General features: G+C 70.4%; 20 protein-coding genes. 7 read left to right on the forward strand and 13 right to left on the reverse strand.

Annotated elements, in window-relative coordinates; translation table 11 throughout:
- The 8 genes from F4558_RS17865 to F4558_RS17900 all read right to left on the reverse strand — a co-directional run bounded on the left by F4558_RS17865 (position 1) and on the right by F4558_RS17900 (position 6,780).
- A complete protein-coding gene (locus F4558_RS17865; RefSeq protein ID WP_167945228.1) occupies positions 1-453 on the reverse strand; it encodes a MaoC family dehydratase in 453 nt (150 codons plus the stop codon).
- Complete coding sequence (locus F4558_RS17870) at positions 450-1,352, reverse strand: amidohydrolase family protein (protein WP_167945229.1); 903 nt, start codon at positions 1,350-1,352, stop codon at positions 450-452. The genes F4558_RS17865 and F4558_RS17870 overlap by 4 nt, the downstream gene beginning before the upstream one ends.
- A 51-nt stretch (positions 1,353-1,403) precedes the next feature.
- A complete protein-coding gene (locus F4558_RS17875) occupies positions 1,404-2,330 on the reverse strand; it encodes an SDR family oxidoreductase (RefSeq protein WP_167945230.1) in 927 nt (308 codons plus the stop codon).
- A 50-nt stretch (positions 2,331-2,380) separates the two neighbouring features.
- Complete coding sequence (locus tag F4558_RS17880) at positions 2,381-3,142, reverse strand: IclR family transcriptional regulator (protein WP_053655918.1); 762 nt, start codon at positions 3,140-3,142, stop codon at positions 2,381-2,383.
- A gap of 30 nt (positions 3,143-3,172) precedes the next feature.
- Positions 3,173-4,123, reverse strand: a complete 951-nt coding sequence (locus F4558_RS17885) for a PDR/VanB family oxidoreductase (RefSeq protein ID WP_053655915.1) — start codon at positions 4,121-4,123, stop codon at positions 3,173-3,175.
- A complete protein-coding gene (locus F4558_RS17890) occupies positions 4,120-4,335 on the reverse strand; it encodes a hypothetical protein (RefSeq protein WP_053655913.1) in 216 nt (71 codons plus the stop codon). Before F4558_RS17890 ends, F4558_RS17885 begins: the two co-directional genes overlap by 4 nt.
- Positions 4,332-5,375 carry an aromatic ring-hydroxylating dioxygenase subunit alpha gene (locus F4558_RS17895; RefSeq protein ID WP_053655911.1) on the reverse strand — a complete coding sequence of 348 codons (1,044 nt, stop codon included), beginning with the start codon at positions 5,373-5,375 and terminating at the stop codon, positions 4,332-4,334. The genes F4558_RS17890 and F4558_RS17895 overlap by 4 nt, the downstream gene beginning before the upstream one ends.
- A 139-nt stretch (positions 5,376-5,514) precedes the next feature.
- Positions 5,515-6,780, reverse strand: coding sequence for a cellulose-binding domain-containing protein (locus F4558_RS17900; RefSeq protein ID WP_053655908.1), 1,266 nt, complete (start codon positions 6,778-6,780; stop codon positions 5,515-5,517).
- Positions 6,781-7,322: 542 nt separating this feature from the next.
- On the opposite strand from F4558_RS17900, the gene F4558_RS17905 reads away from it, so the two are divergent.
- Positions 7,323-8,738, forward strand: coding sequence for an FAD-binding oxidoreductase (locus F4558_RS17905; protein WP_082377468.1), 1,416 nt, complete (start codon positions 7,323-7,325; stop codon positions 8,736-8,738).
- A gap of 65 nt (positions 8,739-8,803) precedes the next feature.
- Here the strand turns inward: F4558_RS17905 and F4558_RS17910 are convergent, their stop codons facing one another.
- From F4558_RS17910 to F4558_RS32210, 3 genes are read right to left on the reverse strand one after another with little or no spacing between them, the layout of a single operon-like run.
- Complete coding sequence (locus F4558_RS17910; protein ID WP_053655906.1) at positions 8,804-8,998, reverse strand: helix-hairpin-helix domain-containing protein; 195 nt, start codon at positions 8,996-8,998, stop codon at positions 8,804-8,806.
- A 17-nt stretch (positions 8,999-9,015) separates the two neighbouring features.
- Positions 9,016-11,160 (reverse strand): prolyl oligopeptidase family serine peptidase, encoded by a 2,145-nt coding sequence (locus F4558_RS17915; RefSeq protein ID WP_209273323.1) that lies wholly within the window; start codon positions 11,158-11,160, stop codon positions 9,016-9,018.
- 23 nt (positions 11,161-11,183) lie between these two features.
- Positions 11,184-11,849 (reverse strand): TetR/AcrR family transcriptional regulator, encoded by a 666-nt coding sequence (locus F4558_RS32210; RefSeq protein ID WP_053655996.1) that lies wholly within the window; start codon positions 11,847-11,849, stop codon positions 11,184-11,186.
- A gap of 109 nt (positions 11,850-11,958) precedes the next feature.
- Here F4558_RS32210 and F4558_RS17925 point away from each other — a divergent pair, with 109 nt between their 5' ends.
- Positions 11,959-12,888, forward strand: a complete 930-nt coding sequence (locus F4558_RS17925) for an SDR family NAD(P)-dependent oxidoreductase (protein WP_053655904.1) — start codon at positions 11,959-11,961, stop codon at positions 12,886-12,888.
- A gap of 51 nt (positions 12,889-12,939) precedes the next feature.
- Here F4558_RS17925 and F4558_RS17930 read toward each other — a convergent pair whose 3' ends face one another.
- Entirely contained in the window at positions 12,940-13,521 is a 582-nt protein-coding gene (locus F4558_RS17930; protein ID WP_053655902.1) for a TetR/AcrR family transcriptional regulator, read from the reverse strand.
- A 4-nt stretch (positions 13,522-13,525) separates the two neighbouring features.
- Positions 13,526-15,043, reverse strand: a complete 1,518-nt coding sequence (locus F4558_RS17935; protein WP_053655900.1) for an MFS transporter — start codon at positions 15,041-15,043, stop codon at positions 13,526-13,528.
- A 155-nt stretch (positions 15,044-15,198) separates the two neighbouring features.
- Between F4558_RS17935 and F4558_RS17940 the strand changes: the two genes are divergently transcribed.
- The 5 genes from F4558_RS17940 to F4558_RS17960 all read left to right on the forward strand — a co-directional run bounded on the left by F4558_RS17940 (position 15,199) and on the right by F4558_RS17960 (position 18,962).
- Complete coding sequence (locus F4558_RS17940) at positions 15,199-16,053, forward strand: SDR family NAD(P)-dependent oxidoreductase (protein ID WP_053655899.1); 855 nt, start codon at positions 15,199-15,201, stop codon at positions 16,051-16,053.
- A gap of 67 nt (positions 16,054-16,120) precedes the next feature.
- Positions 16,121-17,311, forward strand: coding sequence for a CE1758 family FMN-dependent luciferase-like monooxygenase (locus F4558_RS17945; RefSeq protein ID WP_053655897.1), 1,191 nt, complete (start codon positions 16,121-16,123; stop codon positions 17,309-17,311).
- Positions 17,308-17,781 carry a MarR family winged helix-turn-helix transcriptional regulator gene (locus F4558_RS17950; RefSeq protein ID WP_053655895.1) on the forward strand — a complete coding sequence of 158 codons (474 nt, stop codon included), beginning with the start codon at positions 17,308-17,310 and terminating at the stop codon, positions 17,779-17,781. Before F4558_RS17945 ends, F4558_RS17950 begins: the two co-directional genes overlap by 4 nt.
- Positions 17,778-18,545 carry a CE1759 family FMN reductase gene (locus F4558_RS17955; protein WP_053655893.1) on the forward strand — a complete coding sequence of 256 codons (768 nt, stop codon included), beginning with the start codon at positions 17,778-17,780 and terminating at the stop codon, positions 18,543-18,545. Before F4558_RS17950 ends, F4558_RS17955 begins: the two co-directional genes overlap by 4 nt.
- Before the next feature lie 120 nt (positions 18,546-18,665).
- The gene (locus F4558_RS17960) at positions 18,666-18,962 is read left to right on the forward strand and encodes a DUF6582 domain-containing protein (RefSeq protein WP_053655891.1); all 297 of its coding nucleotides are present in this window, start codon (positions 18,666-18,668) and stop codon (positions 18,960-18,962) included.
- Positions 18,963-19,011 lie beyond the last annotated feature (49 nt).

The following is a 19,011-nucleotide window of genomic DNA, read 5'->3' on the forward strand; positions in this document are numbered from 1 at the left end:
TCAGGCGTAGAAGCGGTACAGCCCTCGCGCGACGACGGCGGGCTTGGTGCCGCCCTCGATCTCGATCGTCTGGTCGACGACAAGCTGGTACCCGCCGCGGACCTCGACGACCTCGACGACCGTCGCCTGCATGCGCACCCGCGACCCGACCACTACCGGCGCGGGGAAGCGCACCTTGTCCAGGCCGTAGTTCACCTTCGTGGACACGCCCTTGACCTCGAGCAGCTCGGTCCAGAACGGCACTGCCAGCGAGAGGGTGAGGAAACCGTGGGCGATCGGCGCGCCGAACGGCCCGGACCTGGCCCGCTCGGGGTCGACGTGGATCCACTGGTGGTCGTCGGTGGCGTCGGCGAAGAGGTTCACCTGGTCCTGGGCGACAGTCCGGTACGCGCTGTGGCCGAGGTCGGTACCGCCGAGGTGGGCGAGCTGGTCGTAGGTGATTGTCGTCGTCATGGCGCTTCCTCTCGTCGTTCCCGGGCAAGACCCAGCAGCCGCGCCGCGTTGTCCTTCAGGATGCCCGGGAGCACGTCCGGCTTGAGGTCGGTGGTTGCCACGTCGCGCAGCCACCGGTCCGGGGTGAGCAGTGGGTAGTCGGTGCCGAAGAGCACCCGTCGTTTCAGCACCGAGTTGGCGTAGCGCACCAGCTCGGCGGGGAAGTATTTGGGGCTCCAGCCGGACAGGTCGATCCACGTGTTGTGCTTGTGCGTGGCCACCGACAGGGCCTCGTCCTGCCAGGGCACCGACGGGTGGGCCATGATGATCTGCAGGTCGGGGAAGTCCGCCGCGATCGGGTCGAGCAGCATCGGGTTCGACAGGCCGAGCCGCAGGCCGTAGCCGCCCGGTGTGCCGGCCCCGATGCCGGTCTGCCCGGTGTGGAAGAGCGCCGGAACGCCCGCCCGCTCAAGGAGGCCCCACAGCGGCGCGTACTCGTCGTGGCTGGGGTCGAAGCCCTGCACGGTGGGGTGGAACTTGAAGCCGCGTACGCCCTCCTCCTCGATCAGGCGGGTGGCGAGTTCGAGTGCCGCTTCGCCGGTGCGCGGGTCCACCGACCCGAAGGGGATGAGCACGTCGGCGTGCGCGGCCGCCGCGCGGGCGATGTCGGTGCTGGACAGCGGCTGGTGCCTCAGTTGCGTACGCGCGTCCACTGTGAAGACGACGGCGGCCATGCTGCGCTCGCGGTAGTACTTCGCCACAGCGTCGACGGCAGGTCGTGGCCCGTCGGTCCGGAAGTATTTCGACACGGCCGCCACGAGCGGCTCGGGCAGTGAGCTGTGGCCGTGGTCGTCGACCTCGATGTGCACGTGCATGTCGATGGCAGTGATGGTGTCGAAGTCGATCGCGGGCTGGTACATGGGCGGCAACCTTCGTCGGGCGGGCCTCGTCGCACGGCCTCGTCGGGCGGGTCAGTCGGTCGCGGGCTTGAACTCCTCGGGGAGTTCGGGGAAGTGCTCACCGACGCTCTGCGTGGCCCCGGCGAACGTCGTCGGCCAGGCCTCCTCCAGCGCCTCGTAGGTCCAGCCGCCCTCGCGGTGGGCGGAGAGCGCCGGCTCGGGGTGGGTCCAGATCTGGAGGCGGTCGCCTCCCACACCGATCACCTGCCCGGTCACCGACGCCGCCGCGTCGGAGCCGAGGAACGCGATGAGCCCGGCCACGTCGTCCGACGTGCCGAACCCGAGCTCCTGCCGGAAGAAGGCGGGCATGGGCTCGCCGTTGGCATCGGCCCGTACCGCAGCGGCGAAGTAGGGGACGGTGGCGGTCATCGCGGTCGCGGCGACCGGAACGACAGCGTTTGCGGTGATGCCCGCCCGCTTGAGTTCGAGCGCCCAGGTGCGGACCATGCCGACGATGCCCGCCTTGGCGGCGGCGTAGTTGGTCTGGCCGAAGGTGCCCCGCTGTCCCGTGGGTGACCCGATGCAGATGATCCGGCCGCCCGCGCCGGCCTGCCGCATGTGTTGCACCGCCTCGCGCACTGTCGTGAAGGTGCCGCGCAGGTGCACGTCGACGACGGTGTCGAAGTCGTCGTCGCTCATCTTCCACAGCACTGTGTCGCGGAGGACGCCGGCGTTGGTGACGAGGATGTCCAGCCGCCCGAAGTGCTCGACAGCAGTGCTGACGAGCACCTTCGCGGTTTCGGTCGGGCCGACGGGCGCGACCACTGCGACGGCTCGACCGCCGGACGCCTGGATCGCCTCCACCGCGTCGGTGGTGACCTCGGCGTCGACGTCGTTCACCACGACGGACGCGCCCCGCCGGGCCAGCTCCTGCGCGTAGGCGAGGCCGAGACCCCGCCCGGAACCAGTGACGATCGCGACTTTGCCGGCAAGTGACATGGGGCAACGTTATGCAGAATCTGATCGGGCGTCAACGATTTGCAGTATGTCTACACCAGACCCGCGCCCGAGCTGCCCAGCGCCCGCGAGAGCACCCGGCCCGCGGCCTGGACCAGCGGGGCAAGGGCCACCGGGTCGGCCCGGTCCTGGGCTACCACCAGCGAGATCGCCGCCACCACACCCTCCGGCGCGCGGATCGGCGCGGCCACCGAGAGGGCGTCCATGGTGACCTGACGATCGCTCACCGCGTACCCGGCCCGCCGCACCTCGGCGAGGCAGCGACGCAGCCGCGCCGGGTCGGTGATTGTCAGGTCGGTGTACCGCTCCAGCGGCGCGGCCAGCACCTGCTCCTGCACGTCGACTGGCGCGTGCGCGAGCAGGACCAGCCCGACGCCTGTGGCGTGCAGCGCGAACCGGCCGCCGACCCGGGTGAGCACCGGCACCGCGTGCCGTCCGGCGATGCGTTCGATGAAGACGAGTTCGAGATCCTGCCGGACGGCGAGCTGGACGTTCTCGTGGGTCACCTCGTACAGGTCCTCCATGACCGGAAGGGCCAGCTCCCGCAGCGCCAGACCACGCGGGGCGAGCGAGCCCACCTCCCACAACCGCAGGCCGATCCGGTAGCGTCCGTCGTCGCCGCGCTCCAACGCCCCCCACTCGACCAGTTCGGCGGCCCGGCGGTGCACAGTGGACAGCGGCAGTCCGGTGCGGCGGGCCAGCTCGCTCAGGGTCAGCGCCGCACTCGTGGGGCCGAACGCGCCGAGCAGCGCCAGCACCTTGCTTGTCACCGACCGCCCCGGCTGCGCCCGCATCCCGTCATCATCCCCGCCCGCGCCGGCCGGTCACAGCTCCAGCACGAGCCGGGGCGTACGGGCCCGGGAAACGCAGATCATCATGGTGTCCCCGGCGGCACGCTCCTGCTCGGTGAGCAGACTGTCGCGATGCTCCGGCGTACCGGCGAGCACCGGAGTCTCGCAGGTGCCGCAGGTGCCCTCCCGGCAGGACGACAGGACCTGCACCCCGGCCTCCTCCACCGCCTGGAGGATCGGTGTGCCCGGCGGCACCGTCACCGTCCGCCCGGAGAGCGCGAGTTCGACCTCGATCGCCGTCTCCTCCCCGCCGGTGACACCCAGCGGGGTGAAGCGCTCGACGTGCAGGCAGCCGGGCGGCCAGCCACGGCAGTGTTCCTCCACCGCTCTGATCAGTGACTCCGGCCCGCAGCAGTAAACGAGGCCGGTGTCGGGCCGACCGAGCAATCCGGCCAGGTCGAGCAACCCGCACTCGTCCTGCGGGTGCAGGCTCACCCGATCGCCGTACCTCTCCCGCAGGGCTGCCGCGAAGGCCATCGTGGCGCGGCTGCGTCCCCCGTACACAAGTTTCCAGTCGGCACCGGCGGCGTCGGCCGCGGCGACCATGGGTCTGATCGGCGTGATGCCGACGCCGCCGGCCACGAAGAGGTAGCGCCGCGCCGCGACGAGCGGGAAGTTGTTGCGAGGCCCGCGCACCCGGACGCGCGCGCCGACGGTGAGCCGCTCGTGCGCCAGCCGCGAGCCGCCGCGCCCGGTGGGCTCGCGCTGCACCGCGATCCGCAGGGCGGCCCGGTCGGCCGGATCGCCACAGAGGGAGTACTGGCGTACCAGTCCGATGTCCAGCTCCAGGTCGACGTGCGCGCCCGGCGTCCACTCGGGCAGGTCACCGCCGCCCGGGCGGCACAGGCCGATCTCGACAACCTCCGCCGCTGCCTGGTCCCGGCTGGCGACCACCAGTTCCGCCCCGGCGAGATCGTCGGTCACGCGCGCACCGCCAGCCTGCTCGGCGGGGCGGGCGCCGGTACGGCGGCGACGTGGCCCTGCGGATGGGCGAGCAGCCACTCCCACAACTCGACCGGCTCCTCGGCGACGCGCTCGGCGCCACAGTGGCAGATCCCCCGCAGGGTGTCGGTGCCCGGCACCCAGTGGATCCGGTAGACCCGTTCCCCGATGCGCGCGCCGGCTGGGAAGCTCACCGCGCCGCTCCCACCGTCCCCGACCCGACCATCCGGGCCAGCAGCCGCCGCGCGGCCAGCCCACCGGTGTCGATGTTGATGCTCAACTCCTGGTACCGGTCCGGCTCGGTCGAGATCACCTTTTCCAAAATGTTGAGCGCCGCCACGTCCTGCATGACCACTGTGTGGTTGCTCTGGTGCAGGTACTCGCTCACCGACTCGTCGTCGATAGCGAAGTCGCGCGCCACCGCCCAGAAGTCGTACGTGGTGTTCTCGGTCGACGGCGTTATCGCGTACACGATCTCGGCGTGGAACGCTTCGCTGTCCTCCCCCTCGGCGGGTGGGAGGACACCCTGCGGCGCGATCCGACTGTGCAGCAGATAGAGGCAGGGCGGGTGGTACTCGATGTCCTGCCACCGGGTTATCCGACCCTTGATGCCTGTCGAGCGCGCGTAGAACGGGGGGCACTCGGCGTCGTCCATGTGCCGGCTCACGTAGACGACGCCCCGGTCCTCGTCGACCTCTGTGGTGATCGGGGTGTTCGCCACCTCCGGCGTGCCGATGTAGCCGCCGTGCAGATAGGTCTCGTGGGACAGGTCCAGGAGGTTGTCCACGAGCAGGCCGTAGCGCGCGTTCAGCGGCGCCATTCCCCGCACCACCGCGTACCGGGAGTCGGCCAACCACGGGGCGCGGGGAATGGCCGCCGGTTCGGCCCGCTCCCGGTCACCGATCCAGACCCAGATCAGGGAATCCTGCTCCGTCACCGGGTACGAGGCGACCCGCGCGGTCCGTGGGATCCGCTGTTGACCGGGTACGAAGACACACGCTCCCGTCGGATCGTAGGTGAAGCCGTGGTAGCCGCAGACGATCGTGTCGCCGTCGAGGCGGCTCTCCGACAGCGGGAAGCGCCTGTGCACGCACCGGTCGGCGAGTGCCACCGCCTCGCCGGCACCGGTGCGATACAGCACCAGCGGCTCACCGAGCACCGTGCGGGCGAGCAGGGTCCGCCCGACCTCGCTGCCGTAGGCCGCCACGTACCACTGGTTGCGCGCGAACGTCATGCGACCGGACCTCCTCCTTGACGGACGTCGATGAAGCCGCATCATCCCGCGCGCTACCCACCGCCGGGACTGGCTCTTTCACTGGGTGAAAGAGCGCAGCCACCGGTACGCGGATCGGCGTCCGCGTCGCCTGAAACGGTCAGCAGCCGATCCGGCTGGACCCGACCGCGACGTCGTCGTACCAGAGGGTGTCGGCCCCGCCGCCGTAGCTCTCCCAGCCCAGCTTCAGGTCGGTGAGCTGCGGTCGCCAGGTGCGGTTGTACCACTGACCGTCGATGTCGTGCGTCGGTACGCCGTCCGCTGTCAGACCGGTGACGGCGGTGCCGTCCAGCCAGGTGCGGAGCTGACCGGCCGAGCCGTCGACCATGAACTCCACGCAGGTCCACCTGTTGACGGGTAGCGGCACGCTCTGCGCGACCCCGGCCGGGCTCTGCTCGGGCAGCGTCGCGTCGTCGGAGGCGCGGTTCCACTGGAGTGCGCCGTTCTGGCCGCCCAACCGCAGGTCCTTGTTGCCGTCGGCGGCGTCGGTCATCGCCAGCATCGTGGTGTGCTCGGTGGGCTGGGCGGTGGTGTGCCGCACCCAGATCCGGGCGTACCGGACGCTGCCCACGCTGCCGAGGTTCGCCGTGGACCTGACGAAGACGTGGTTGCAGTACCCGGCGGCGCCGTTGATCCGGACCGACCGGCTGCCGCTGTGCGCGGTGGTCGTGTCGATGGTGGCCGTGCCGGCGCCGGAACAGTCCGGGCTCACCACGGTCCAGTCGCCGGACGGCGTCGAGCCGGTCTGGTTCTCGAAGCCGTCACAGAGCACCGCCCCGGCGCACCCGACGGGCGGCGGGGTCGTCGGCGGAGGCGTGGTGGGCGGAGGCGTCGTGGGCGGCGGGGCCGTGGTCGGGGGCGGCGTCGTCGGGGGCGGCGTGGTGGGCGGGGGCGTCGTCGGCGGCGGGGCCGTGGTCGGCGGTGCGGTGGTCGGGGTCGGCCCGGCGCCGTTGCACGGTACGCCGTTGAGGCTGAACCCGGTCGGTGTGCCGCCGCTGGAGCCGAACGTGCCCTGTACGCCGAACTCGGTGGAGCCACCAGCGGAAATGCTGCCGTTGTACGACATGTTGCGGGCTGTCACTGTCGACCCGCTCTGGCTGACCGTGGCGTTCCAGCCGTTGGTGACCCGCTCGTCCCCCGCGTACGTCCAGGTGACGGTCCAACTGGAGACGGCGGTGTCGCCCGGGGAAACCTTGATGCTTGCGGTGAATCCGCCGGGCCACTGGTTGGGCGTGTAGTCGACCCGACAGCCCTGGGCGGCAGTGGCCGGGCCGGTGAGCACTGCCGTACCTGTAGCGGTCACGGCGGCGGCCAGTGCGACGACGACCGCAAGGGTCGGTGCGGGCCGGGCGCGGAAAATCGTCATGAAAGGTCCTTCTGTCATCGAACGGGACGGAGGCGGTGCGGCGGCGCCCGCCCTGCGTGGACGCGGCGCGCCACCACGCTGGGGATGCGGCGCGACACCACGCGCGGGTGTGGACGCGGCGATGCGCTCACGATGCGGCGCGGCGATGCGCGCGCGGCGTGACGCGGCGATGCGCCACAGCGACCGGTCGGCGCGTACGACCCCATTGCCCGGCTCGGGACGGACCTGTCAGCCGCCGACGGCCCGGTCACCCGAACCCCGGCGGCGCCCGCACTCAATCTATTGACCCGTCTCGATCGGAGCAAGCGGAGAGACAGGCAGGTTTACGTATTTCCCCGCGGCCTGCCGGCACGATCCCGCTCCTGCAGGGAAGGCCACCTCATGGCGTACCCGAAGCGGACAAGAGATTCGACATCGACGAGGCCAGCACCTCACCGGCGGTGTGAACCAGCTCTCAGACAAACCGCATTTCTGAACTGACGGCGCGTGACCGCATCTGCCCAGGTAGGCACGTCCCAATTCTGCGGAAGGCGAAGACTTCGATGACCTCGATCAACAATCCAGCCCAGGGCGACACCCCGATCGTGGAGGGTGCTGTCGCGCGGCTCACCGCCCAGACGGTCGGACCGGTCCTGCTCCCCGGTGACGAGGGATACGACGTCGAGTGCGAGTCGTACAACCTCGCCGTCCCCCAGCAGCCGAAGCTCGTGGTCGGTGCCGCCAACGCCGCCGACATCCAGGCCGCCGTCCGCTTCGCCGCCACGCAGAACCTGCCGGTCGCGGTGCTGGCCACCGGCCACAACGCGCTCTCCTCGGCCGGAGCGCTCCTGATCACGACCCGGCGGATGGACGCTGTCACCATCGACGCCGAGGCACGTACGGCCCGGGTCGAGGCCGGCGTCCGGTGGCACCAGGTCGTCGAGGCGGCGGCCAAGCACGGACTGGCGCCCGTCAACGGAGCGGCTCCGACGGTCGGCGCGGTCGGCTACACGCTCGGCGGTGGATTGAGCCCGATCGGGCGCACCTTCGGCTTCGCCTCCGACCACGTACACCTGATCGAAGTCGTCACCGCGGACGGTGAACTGCGCACCGTGAACGCGACCGACGAGCCGGAGTTGTTCTGGGCGCTGCGCGGCGGCAAGGGCAACTTCGGCGTGGTCACGGCGCTGGAGTTCGCCCTCTTCCCGGTCAGCCGGATCTACGGCGGTGGGCTCTTCTTCTCGGGCGAGCAGGCGTCCGAGGTGCTCAAGACGTGGGGGCGGTGGACCGCCGGCCTGCCGGACGAGATGAACTCGTCGGTCGCGTTGTTGCAGCTGCCGCCGATCCCCGAGGTGCCCGAGCCGCTCCGCGGTCGGCTGGTGGTGCACGTGCGGATCGCCTACGTCGGCCCGGCGGAGGAGGGCGAGCGGCTGGTCGCCCCACTGCGCGCGATCGGCCCGACGCTCATCGACTCGGTGGCTGACATGCCCTACAGCGAGGTGGCCTCGATCCACGCCGACCCGACGAGCCCGATCCCGATCGTGGACCGCTCGGCGTTGCTGCGGGAGTTCACCCCGGAGCTTGTCGACACGATCATCGCCAAGGCCGGCCCCGGCAGTGACAGCCCGCTGACCATCCTGGACATCCGCCGCCTCGGCGGGGCTCTGGACCGCCGCCCGGAGCCCACGAACGCTGTCGACCTCGGAGACGCCGCCTTCAGCTTCTACGCCGTCGCCATCGGGGCTCCGGACCAGGCCGCTGCATTCAAGGAGTTCCTGACCGGTGTGGTCGACGCCATCGCGCCGTGGAGCACCGGCGGGCGGTTCGTGAACTTCCTGGGCGACAGCGACGCCACAGCGGAGGGGATCGCGGCGACCTATCCGCCGCAGTCGCTCAAGCGGCTGGTCGAGGCCAAGCGCAGCTACGACCCGACGAACATGTTCCGGGTGAACCACAACATCGCCCCGGACCAGAACTAGTAGCTCCAAGGGCACGGCCGGGCCGGGCGGCGAACACGACGCCCGCCCGGCCGCCAGTGCCCGCACTATCCCAGGCTCAGGTTGTGTTGCTCCAACGCACTCTGGATGATCCCGAGCGCCTTCGGGCCCATGCCGTGCAGTTTGGCCAGTTCGGCGCGCGGCGCCCCCGCCAGGTCCCGCAACGTCGAATATCCGGCGTTGTTGAGGGCCCGCGTCGCCGGCGCACCGATCTTCGGCAGAGTGTCGAGTGCGGAGGACATGCCGCCGATCCTAAGCCTCACCACCGGACCTGGTCTCGCACCGGCGAGATCTGACGCGGGACTGCCGCCGACCGGGCCAGCTTCCGCCACAGGAACTCGTAGATCAGCGCCCGGACAAAGGCCCGCTGCTCGTTGTTGGCCGCCGCGCCGTGTCCTCCCTCGACGTTCTCGTAGTACGCCACCTCATGGCCGTACTCGCGCAGCCGGGCCGCCATCTTGCGCGCGTGCCCCGGATGCACCCGGTCGTCCCGGGTCGAGGTCACGAACAGGACCGGCGGGTACGGGCGGTCACCACGGACGTTGTGGTACGGCGAGTACCCGCGCAGGTAGGCCCAGTCCTCCTGCCGGTCCGGGTCGCCGTACTCGGCGATCCAGGAGGCCCCGGCCAGCAGCCGGTGGTATCGCCGCAGGTCCAGCAACGGCACGCTGGCGACGACCGCCCCGACCAGCTCGGGGTACCGGGTCAGCATCACGCCCATCAGCAGTCCGCCGTTGCTCCCGCCCTCGATGCCGAGCTGCGCCGGGGTGGTGATCCCGCGCGCCACCAGGTCGGCAGCGACCGCCGCGAAGTCCTCGTACGCCCGGGGTCGGTTCTCCCGCATCGCTGCGCGGTGCCACTGCGGGCCGTACTCCCCGCCGCCGCGGATGTTCGCCACCACGTACGAGCCGCCCCGCGCCAACCAACCCCGGCCGACGACCCCGCTGTAGTACGGCGTCTGGGACACCTCGTACCCGCCGTAGCCGGTGAGCAGGGACGGCCCGGCGGGCGCGCTCGGATCCCCGACCACGAAGTACGGCACGCGGGTGCCGTCGTCGGAGGTGGCGAAGAACTGGCGCACCGCGTGGCCGCCGACGTCGAAGAACTCCGGTTCCCGCTTGAGCGTCTCGACCGCGCCGCCGATGTGGCCGTGCAGGAGCGCCGCCGGTCGAAGGAACCCTTCGGAGGCGAGCAGGTAGGCGTCGCTGTGGTCGGGATCGGTGCCCACGATCTCGCTGTGGTCGAGCTCCGGCGTTCCGGGCAGTGGCTCCCGCCGCCAGCCTGTCCCGTCGGGCGTCAACACCTCCAGCCGGCTCTTCACGTCGGCGAGGGTGGCGAGGATCAGGTGGTTGCGGGTCCGGGTGTAGGAGTCTAGCGCGGTGTGGGCATCGGGCTGGAACAGCACCGTCAGGTCCCGTTCGCCGGCGAGGAACGCGTCGAACCGGACCGCGAGCAGGGCGCCCGCGGGATGGGTCACCCCGCCGACCGTCCACCGTGAACGCGGTCGGACCAGCAGCCACTCTCGGTGCGGTTGCCACTGGGCGTCCGGCGGCACGGCGATCAGGATCCGCTCGCCCGCCTCCGTCAGCAGGTAGCTCTCGCTGCGGTAGAAGTCGAGCCGGCGACCGGCGAAGTCGCGCTCGTACCCAGGTGTCGGGTCGTGCGACGCCCACACGCACACGTCGTCGGCGCGCCCCTCGTGGACGACAGCGGCCTCGGACAGAGGTGTGCCGCGCCGCCACCGCTTCACGATCCGTGGATAGCCGGAGGAGGTAAGCGAACCGGGCCCGAAGTCGGTGGCGACGTACACGTGGTCGGCATCGATCCAACGGACGTCGCTCTTCGCCTCGGGCAGACTGAAGCCGTCCTCCACGAACGCCCGGCGCCGCAGGTCGAACTCGCGTACCACAGCCGCGTCGCCGCCGCCCCGGGAGAGGCTGATCAGGCACCGCTCGTAGCCGGGCCGCAGCACCGTGACGTCCTGCCAAACCCAGTTCTCGTCCTCGGCGGCGGCCAGGGCATCGACGTCGAGCAGCGTGTCCCACTCCGGCTCGCGCCGGCGGTACTTGTCGAGGGTCGTGCGCCGCCACACCCCGCGCGGGTGCGCCGCGTCCTTCCAGAAGTTGTAGAGGGCGTCACCGCGCCATCGCGGCCACGGGACGCGGTCGTCGGCGTCGAACACCTGCCGGATCTCGTCCCGCAGGCCGACGAACGTCTCGCTGCCGGTCAGGGCGGCGATGGTTTCCTCATTGCGGTTCCGGACCCACAGGGCAGCGTCCGCGCCGCTGCCAAGATCTTCCAACCAGAGGTACGGGTCATCGCCCTCACCGGCCAGCGTCGCCACCTCGCCACTATCCCGACGAACGACCGGTACGGATGCCCGGATGTCGGCATGGCGACTCAACGTCGTCCGACGTCACGCGCAGGTCAGCCGCGAGGCAGCACACCCAGGAGGGTCGCGGTCAGCGCCTGCCTCAAGTGGTCCTTCATCGACAGGTGCAGCGGGGCCAGGTCGGGTTCGGCCTCGTACGCAGCCAGCAGGCTGGGTGGGGGCGTGCTGTACGCCGACAGCGCGCCGGCCATGACCATTGCCTGGAGGCTGAACAGCGTGGCGTCGCCGCCCAGCTCCGGCAGGTACTTCTCGATCAGGGCGGTCATGGTTGTCAGGCGCTCCAGTGAGGCGCGCTTGTAGCGTGTCACGACCTCGACGGAGACGTTGTGTTCCAGGACGCTCACCTGCGCGCCGAAGAGGTCGCACATCGCCACTCGGCCGGAGAGTGAGTGGCTGAGGATCTCGGCCACCGCTGCCGCCCGCTCGGCCATGGGCAGGTTCTCGTCGACGCCGGCAGCCAACTCCCCCGCCAGGTCCGTCAGCCACTCCTGCAGATAGCGGTTCAGCAGTTCCAGCAGCACCGCTTCGCGGGATTCGAAGTAGCGCAGCACGTTCGGCTTCGCGAGGCCCACCCGGCGGCTGAGTTCGTTGAGGGTGACAGCGGCCACCGGCATCTCGTCGAGCATCGCCGATGCCGCGTCGAGGATCGCCTGTCGGCGGATCTCCCGCTGCTCTTCGGTGCGCGCCCGCTGGAAAGTCACGATCACAGCCTAGCTTAGATACCGACGGTACGTTGACAACGTACCGTCGGTACCCTAGCGTGGCCGCAACAAGATACTTCCGGTACGTTAGACACGTTGGGAGCCTGACATGGGCGAGAAGTGGACGACCGCGAACATTCCAGACCAACGCGGGCGGGTGGCAGTCGTGACCGGGGCCAACACCGGGCTGGGGTACGAGACCGCGAAGGCGCTGGCCGAGCGCGGGGCGTCGGTGGTGCTCGCCGTCCGCAACGTCGAGAAGGGCGAGCAGGCCGCGGCCCGCATGAGCGGCGACGTGACAGTGCAGGCGCTGGACCTGACCTCGCTCGACTCCGTCCGGAGCGCGGCGGCGGCGCTGCGGTCCCGGTTCGACCAGATCGACCTGCTGATCAACAACGCCGGCGTGATGTACACCCCGAGGGAGACCACACAGGACGGCTTCGAGATGCAGTTCGGCACCAATCACCTCGGCCACTTCGCGTTCACCGGGCTGCTGCTGGACCTGATGCTGCCGGTGCCCGGCTCCCGCGTGGTGACGGTAAGCAGCACCGGCCACCGCATCCAGGCCGCCATCCACTTCGACGACCTCCAGTGGGAGCGGTCGTACAGCCGGGTCGGCGCCTATGGTCAGTCCAAGTTGGCCAACCTGATGTTCACCTACGAGTTGCAGCGCCGCCTTTCCACACACGGCACCACGGTCGCGATGGCCGCGCACCCCGGCGTTTCCAGCACCGATCTGGCCCGCAACATCCCCGCGGCCATCCGACTTCCGCTGACCTGGCTCGCGCCGCTGATCCTTCAGCCGCCGGCGATGGGCGCGCTGCCCACCCTGCGCGCCGCCACCGACCCCGCCGCGCTGGGCGGCCAGTACTACGGTCCCGACGGACTCAACGAGGTCAAGGGCCATCCCCGACTTGTCACCTCCAGCCCGCAGTCGTACGACGTCGCCGTCCAGCAGCGGCTGTGGGCCGTCTCCGAAGACCTCACCGGGGTGCGGTTCCCCGTCGGTCAGTCCGTCCGACCGGCCGTCACGGCGTAGACGGGGACGCCGTCCGCGCCCCGAGGTGCTGCCCGCGCCGGCTCAGTGGCGTCACGGGGTGACCGCGTCCCACAGGTGCGGGTGCCGGGTCAGGTGGAGCAGCCGCTCCGCCAGCCGTCGACGGGGGAGCTTCTGCGTCGAGGCACCCCACAGGGGCGCGGTGCTCATCCCGTCCGCCGCTGCCACCACAAGCGCCAGCACGTCGGCGGGCAGCCCATCGGCGGCGAGCGCCGCGTCCCACCGTTCCGCGTCGGCCCGGGCGAGTTCGGCGACCGCCGGCAGAGTCATGAGCTGGGTGATCAGAGCCAACGATTCGCGTACGTCGGTGTCGTCATCGGCCGGCACCACCGCCGCCCGGATGTAGGCGCGGGTCAGTCGGCCGGGTGCGGTGTCCGACGGGTCCAGCGCGGCGTCGATGCTGGCATGGAAGGCGGCGAGCTGATCCCGGGCCAGCTCCAGGATCAGCTCGTCCTTGCTGGCGAAGTGGTAGATCAATCCGCCCTTCGAGACGCCGGCGAAGCGGGCGATGTCGTCCAGCGAGGCATGGATCCCCCGGGTGCGTACGGCCTCCGCTGCCGCGTCCAGCAGCGCCCGTCGGGTGTCCTGCGGTGAGCGACCGGCTGTGCGTCCCACAGCGTCACCGTACCGACGGTCGCGGCGTGCGCGGCGACGGGATCAGCGCCCAGGCCAGCAGCGCCGCCGCAAGGGTCAGCGCCGCAGCGACAAGCGAGGTGACCTGCATGCCGGTGATGAACGCGTCCCGCGCACCGGCTGCGGCCTGCGGTTGCAGCACCTGAAGCGCCGAGCCCAGCGAGTCGCGGACCCGGGCCGCGTCCTCGGGCGGCAGCCCGGCCGGCACGCTCACGTTGCTGCGGTACACGAGCGACAGCAGGGAGCCCAACACCGCGATGCCGAGCACCACGCCGAGTTCGTTCGCGGTCTCGGTGATCGCCGAAACGGAGCCGGCCTTGCGTGGTGGCGCGGCCGAGAGGATGGCGTCGCCGGTCAGCGCCATCGCCAATCCGATCCCGAGGCCGATGGGCACGAGCGCCAGACCGAGCCACAGGTACGGCCCGTGCGCGGCCGCCGCCACCGCTGCCAGTCCCGCGGCGGCCAGGCCCAGTCCAAGCGCGATGGCCCTGCCCCGGCCGAGCCGGGCCACGACCTGCGCGATGATCGCGATGACGACGATCGAAGCCAGAGTCGCGGGCAGTTCGGCGAGACCTGCCTGAAGCGGGCGGAGCCCTCGGCCGAACTGGAGGTACTGCGAGAAGAAGAACAGCAGCCCCACCAACGCGAAGATGGAGATGACGTTGGCGACGACCGCCCCGGAGAACGCCGCGTTGCGGAACAACTCGACGTCGAGCATTGGTTGCTCCAGCGTCCGCTGACGCCGTACGAACAGCACGCCGGCCACCAGCCCGGCGAGCACACACGACACCGTCACGCCGTCGACGCCAGCCCCGACCACGTGCTTGATGGCGTACACCAGGGGCACGATCGCCGCCATGGACAGCACCGCGGAGGGCACATCGAAGCGGCCCGGTTGCGGATCGCGTGACTCCGGCAGCAGAAAAAGACCAGAGACCACCACGAGGATCATCACGGGTACGTTGATGAGGAACACCGAACCCCACCAGAAGTGCTCGAGCAGGAACCCGCCCACAAGCGGCCCGATCGCCGACCCCGCGCCGAAGGCTGTGGACCAGATCGCGATCGCCCGGGTCCGTTCGCCGCTGTCGGGGAAGATGTTGCGGATCAGCGACAGCGTGGACGGCATCAGCGTCGCGCCCGCCACACCGAGCAGCAGACGCGCCCCGATCAGGGCCTGCGCGCTGGGGGCGAACGCGGCCAGCAGCGATGCCGCACCGAACGCCACCGACCCGATCAGCAGGATGCGCTTACGCCCGAACCGGTCGGCCAGGTTGCCCATCAGCACGAGCAGGCCCGCCAACGTCAGCGAGTAGATGTCGCCGATCCAGAGGACCTCCTCCGCGCTCGGCGCCAGGCTCGCTGTCAACGCGGGCACCGCCAGCGAGAGCACCGTCCCGTCGATGGCGAGCAGCAGCACAGCCGCAGCCAGCACGGCGAGCGCCGCCCACCGTCGGCGGGCAGTCAACACCGGCCCGGCGGCCGGGGTCGCGGAGAAAGTCACAGGGGAAATGTACCGACCAGTCGGTGCAGTTCGTCAGGGTGACCTGTGCCACTTGCCCGTTTTGCGGAACCCGCTGGAATACATGATTCGTCATGTAAGTTGAGCCGGGTACGCCGCCCCAGACGGAGGGCACACGACATTCGAGGACACGGATCATGTCTGAGCTTCGGACAGTAGCCATCACCGGCGCAGCAAGCGGCCTGGGACGCGAACTCGCCCTGCAGTTCACGGGACTGGGCTACACGGTCTACGGGACCGCCATCTCGGCAGAAGAGGCCGCTGGCCTCGCGGGCGAGCAGGGCATCGTCCTGAGCGTCGTCGACATCACCCACGACGCGGCCGTCCGTACCTGGGCGGACGAGGTCGGTAAGGCCGTGGGCGACCACGGCCTTGACATCCTGGTCAACAACGCCGGCATCCTCACCCCCGGCCCGCTGGAGGCACTGCCGATCGACGAGGTACGTCGGGAGTTCGACGTCAACGTCCTCGGCACCATCTCGGCGACCAACGCCTTCCTGCCGCTGCTGCGCGCCGCCCACGGGCGCATCGTGCTGATCGGCGCGATGACCGGCCGCTTCCCGCTTCAGTTCAACGGACCGTCGAGCGCGACAAAGGCGGCACTCGAGGCGATCGCCGACGTCTACCGCAACGAGCTGCGCCCGTTCGGCGTTGACGTCGTGATCGCCCAGGCCGGGAACATGCTCACCGGCGGCCCCGCCAAGACCGCCGCAGCACTGGAGCGCGTCGCCTCGGCCTTCACCCCGGAGCAGGCCAACCTCTACGGGGAGAGCTTCACCGCCTTCGCGGACGCGCTCAACAGCATGCAGAGCTCCGGCCTGCCCGCCGTGGACGCCGCGGAGTGGGTCATCCGCCTCGCCACCGAGCAGCCCGCCCCGAGCCGCGCCCCCGTTGGGCACGACGCCGAGGACATCCTGCGCCGCGTCGCGACCGAGAGCGACGCGCAGCTCGACGCGCTGCGCACCGAGCTGCTCGGCCCTCGCGCCTCCTGACCGCCGTCCCGGCAGCGTCCATGATCAGGGCCAGGGACACCTGACCACCCCTCGGAAAGGTATCGCCATGCAGTTCGGCATTTTCTCCGTCAGTGACGTCACCCGAAACCCGGTCACGGGGGTCACCGTCAGCGAGGCGGAGCGCATCGACGCCATGACGCAGATCGCGGTAAAGGCCGAGGAGGTCGGTCTGGACGTCTTCGCGATCGGCGAGCACCACAACCCGCCGTTCTTCTCCTCCTCCCCGGCGGCGTTCCTGGCCCATGTCGCGGCGCTGACCAAGCGGATCATCCTCTCGACGTCGACCACGCTGATCACCACGAACGATCCGGTGCGGATCGCCGAGGAGTACGCGATGGTCCAGCACCTGGCCAAGGGCCGGCTGGACCTCACGCTCGGCCGCGGAAACACAGTGCCCGTCTACCCCTGGTTCGGTCAGGACATCCGTCAGGGCCTGCCCCTGGCTCTGGAGAACTACAACCTGCTGCACCGGCTGTGGCGCGAGGATGTCGTGGACTGGGAGGGCTCGTACCGCACGGCCTTGCAGGGCTTCACCTCGACGCCTCGGCCGTTGGACGACGTGCCACCGTTCGTCTGGCACGGCTCGATCCGGACGCCCGAGATCGCCGAGCAGGCCGCCTACTACGGCAACGGCTTCTTCGCCAACAACATCCTGGCGCCTACCGGCCACTTCCTGCCGCTGGTCAACCTCTACCGCAAGCGCTTCGCGCACTACGGCCACGGGACCGAGGAGCAGGCGATCGTCGGCCTGGGCGGCCAGGTCTTCCTTGCCCGCAACTCACAGGACGCCTTCCGCACGTTCCGCCCGTACTTCGACGAGGCCCCGGTCTACGACCACAGCCTCTCGCTGGAGACCTATGCCGAGCGCACCCCGCTCAGCGTCGGCAGCCCGCAGCAGGTCATCGACAAGACCCTCGAATCCCACGACCTGTTCGGTGACTACCAACGCCAACTCTGGGTCGTGGACCACGCTGGCCTCCCGCTGAAGATCGTCCTGGATCAGCTCGATCTGCTCGGCGAGGAGGTCGTCCCCGTGCTGCGCAAGGAGTTCGCCTCCCGTCGATCCCCGCACGCTGCCGAGGCCCCCACCCACGAGCGCCTGGTGCGGCAGAAGTACGGCGACACACCGCCGCGCCAGCCCCGCCCCAACGCCAACCGTGGCGACAACGTCACGGGCACCTCGCCGTACCAGGACAGCGACCCCAGCGCGCCCGCGATCTACCCAGTGATCAAGTGAACGCCGAGGCACGCCTGGCCAACGAGGCATGGGAAGCCCTCTTCCGGGCCCAGGTCGTCCTCGCCCGCCGGTTCACCGACGACGACATCTGGCACGAACTCACACCCAACGAGTACGACGTCCTCTACACCCTCAAGAAATCACCCCAGGGCCTGAGCATGACCGAGATCAACCGCGGCATTCTCCTGACCCAGGCCGGAGTGTCGCGGCTGTGCAACCGCCTCATCCAGCGCGGGCTCGTCAGCCGGGGCTGCGATCCACGCGACCGTCGCGCCTCCGTGCTCACGCTGACCGAGGAGGGGGTCGAACTCCAACGCGCCGTCGGCGCCCGCCACGCCGCCGCCGTCACGGCCGCCATGACCGAGGCCCTCGCCCCGGACCAGCTCGTCCAGCTCCGCGCCCTCGCCCAACAGATCGTCGACAGCGCCGCCCCGGGCCCGCCCCGGCACGACAGTCAGGAACCCTCATGACCGCCCTCCCCTCGGCCCTCGAAGCCGACGACACCCCACCCCGCCGCATCGTCGTCGTCAACGCGGGCATCGGCACGTCCTCGTCATCGCGTCGGCTCGCTGACCGCATCGCCCAGAAGGCGCTCGACCAGCTCACCGGCCAGCGCGTCCCGGCCACCGTCTCCGTCATCGACCTGGGGCCACTCGCCGGCGAGATCTCCCACGCGATCGTCAGCGGATACCCACAGGGTGAACTCCTCACCGCGATCCAGACCCTGGCCGCGGCCGACGGCGCCGTCTTCACCACGCCCGTCTACAAGGCCGGCATCAGCGGTCTGCTCAAGTCTTTCGTCGACATCCTCGACAACGACCTGCTCATCGCCACACCGATCGCGCTCGCCGCGACCGCGGGCACCTCGCGCCATGCCCTGGTCATCGACGACCAACTGCGTCCGCTCTTCGCGTTCATGCGTGCCCTGCCGGTCCCGACCTCGGTGTTCGCCGCCCCCGAGGACTGGGCCGACCCCACCCTCGGCCGGCGGATCGACCGGACCGCCGTCGAGTTGGCGACCCTCGTCGCGAGTTCGATCCGCAGTGCCATCACCGGGCAGGGATGGGACCGCTACCAGCACACCTGGGGCGGCAACGCCCGACCGGACCGGCCGCAGGAGGTCGACTTCGACACCGACCTCATGCGCCTAGCGACCGGCGGCGCGGCCATGCCCGGCACCTCGACCGTGACCGGCAGCTCGGCAATGACCGACCGCGGGGCCGGTGCCGCCTGACGTGCTGCGGGAGCGGAGCCGTCGCGGCACCTCACGTTCCTCGGTCCGCGCGTCCTGCGAGGTCGCGCCGAAATAGCGGTGCGGAGGTGCCTGCGGCTGGCGAATGGGTAAAGGTGGGCGATGAAGTCCACCTGGAAGCCCCACGAGCAGCACGGCAGTCTCTCCGAGAAGGACAAGCGCGAGCTGCCGGCGACAGTCTTCGCGTTTCCGGACGAACGCAAGGAACCGCTTACCGACGCGGCACACGTCCGAAACGCCATCGCCCGCTTCGACCAGGTGCAGGGCGTGGACGACGCCGATCGTGACCTGGCGTTCCAGAATATTCTCGCCGCGGCTGCACACTATGGCGTCGAGGTCGCCGAGACCGACTGGCACCAGCTGGGTCGGCTACCCCACACGCCGAACCCCGCCCACTGACCGGACGACCGCGCGGCGGGGCGGTGGCTCGGCGTCAGGGTAGTTTCCT

The sequence above is a fragment of the Micromonospora profundi genome (assembly GCF_011927785.1).
Classification (GTDB): Bacteria; Actinomycetota; Actinomycetes; order Mycobacteriales; family Micromonosporaceae; genus Micromonospora; species Micromonospora profundi.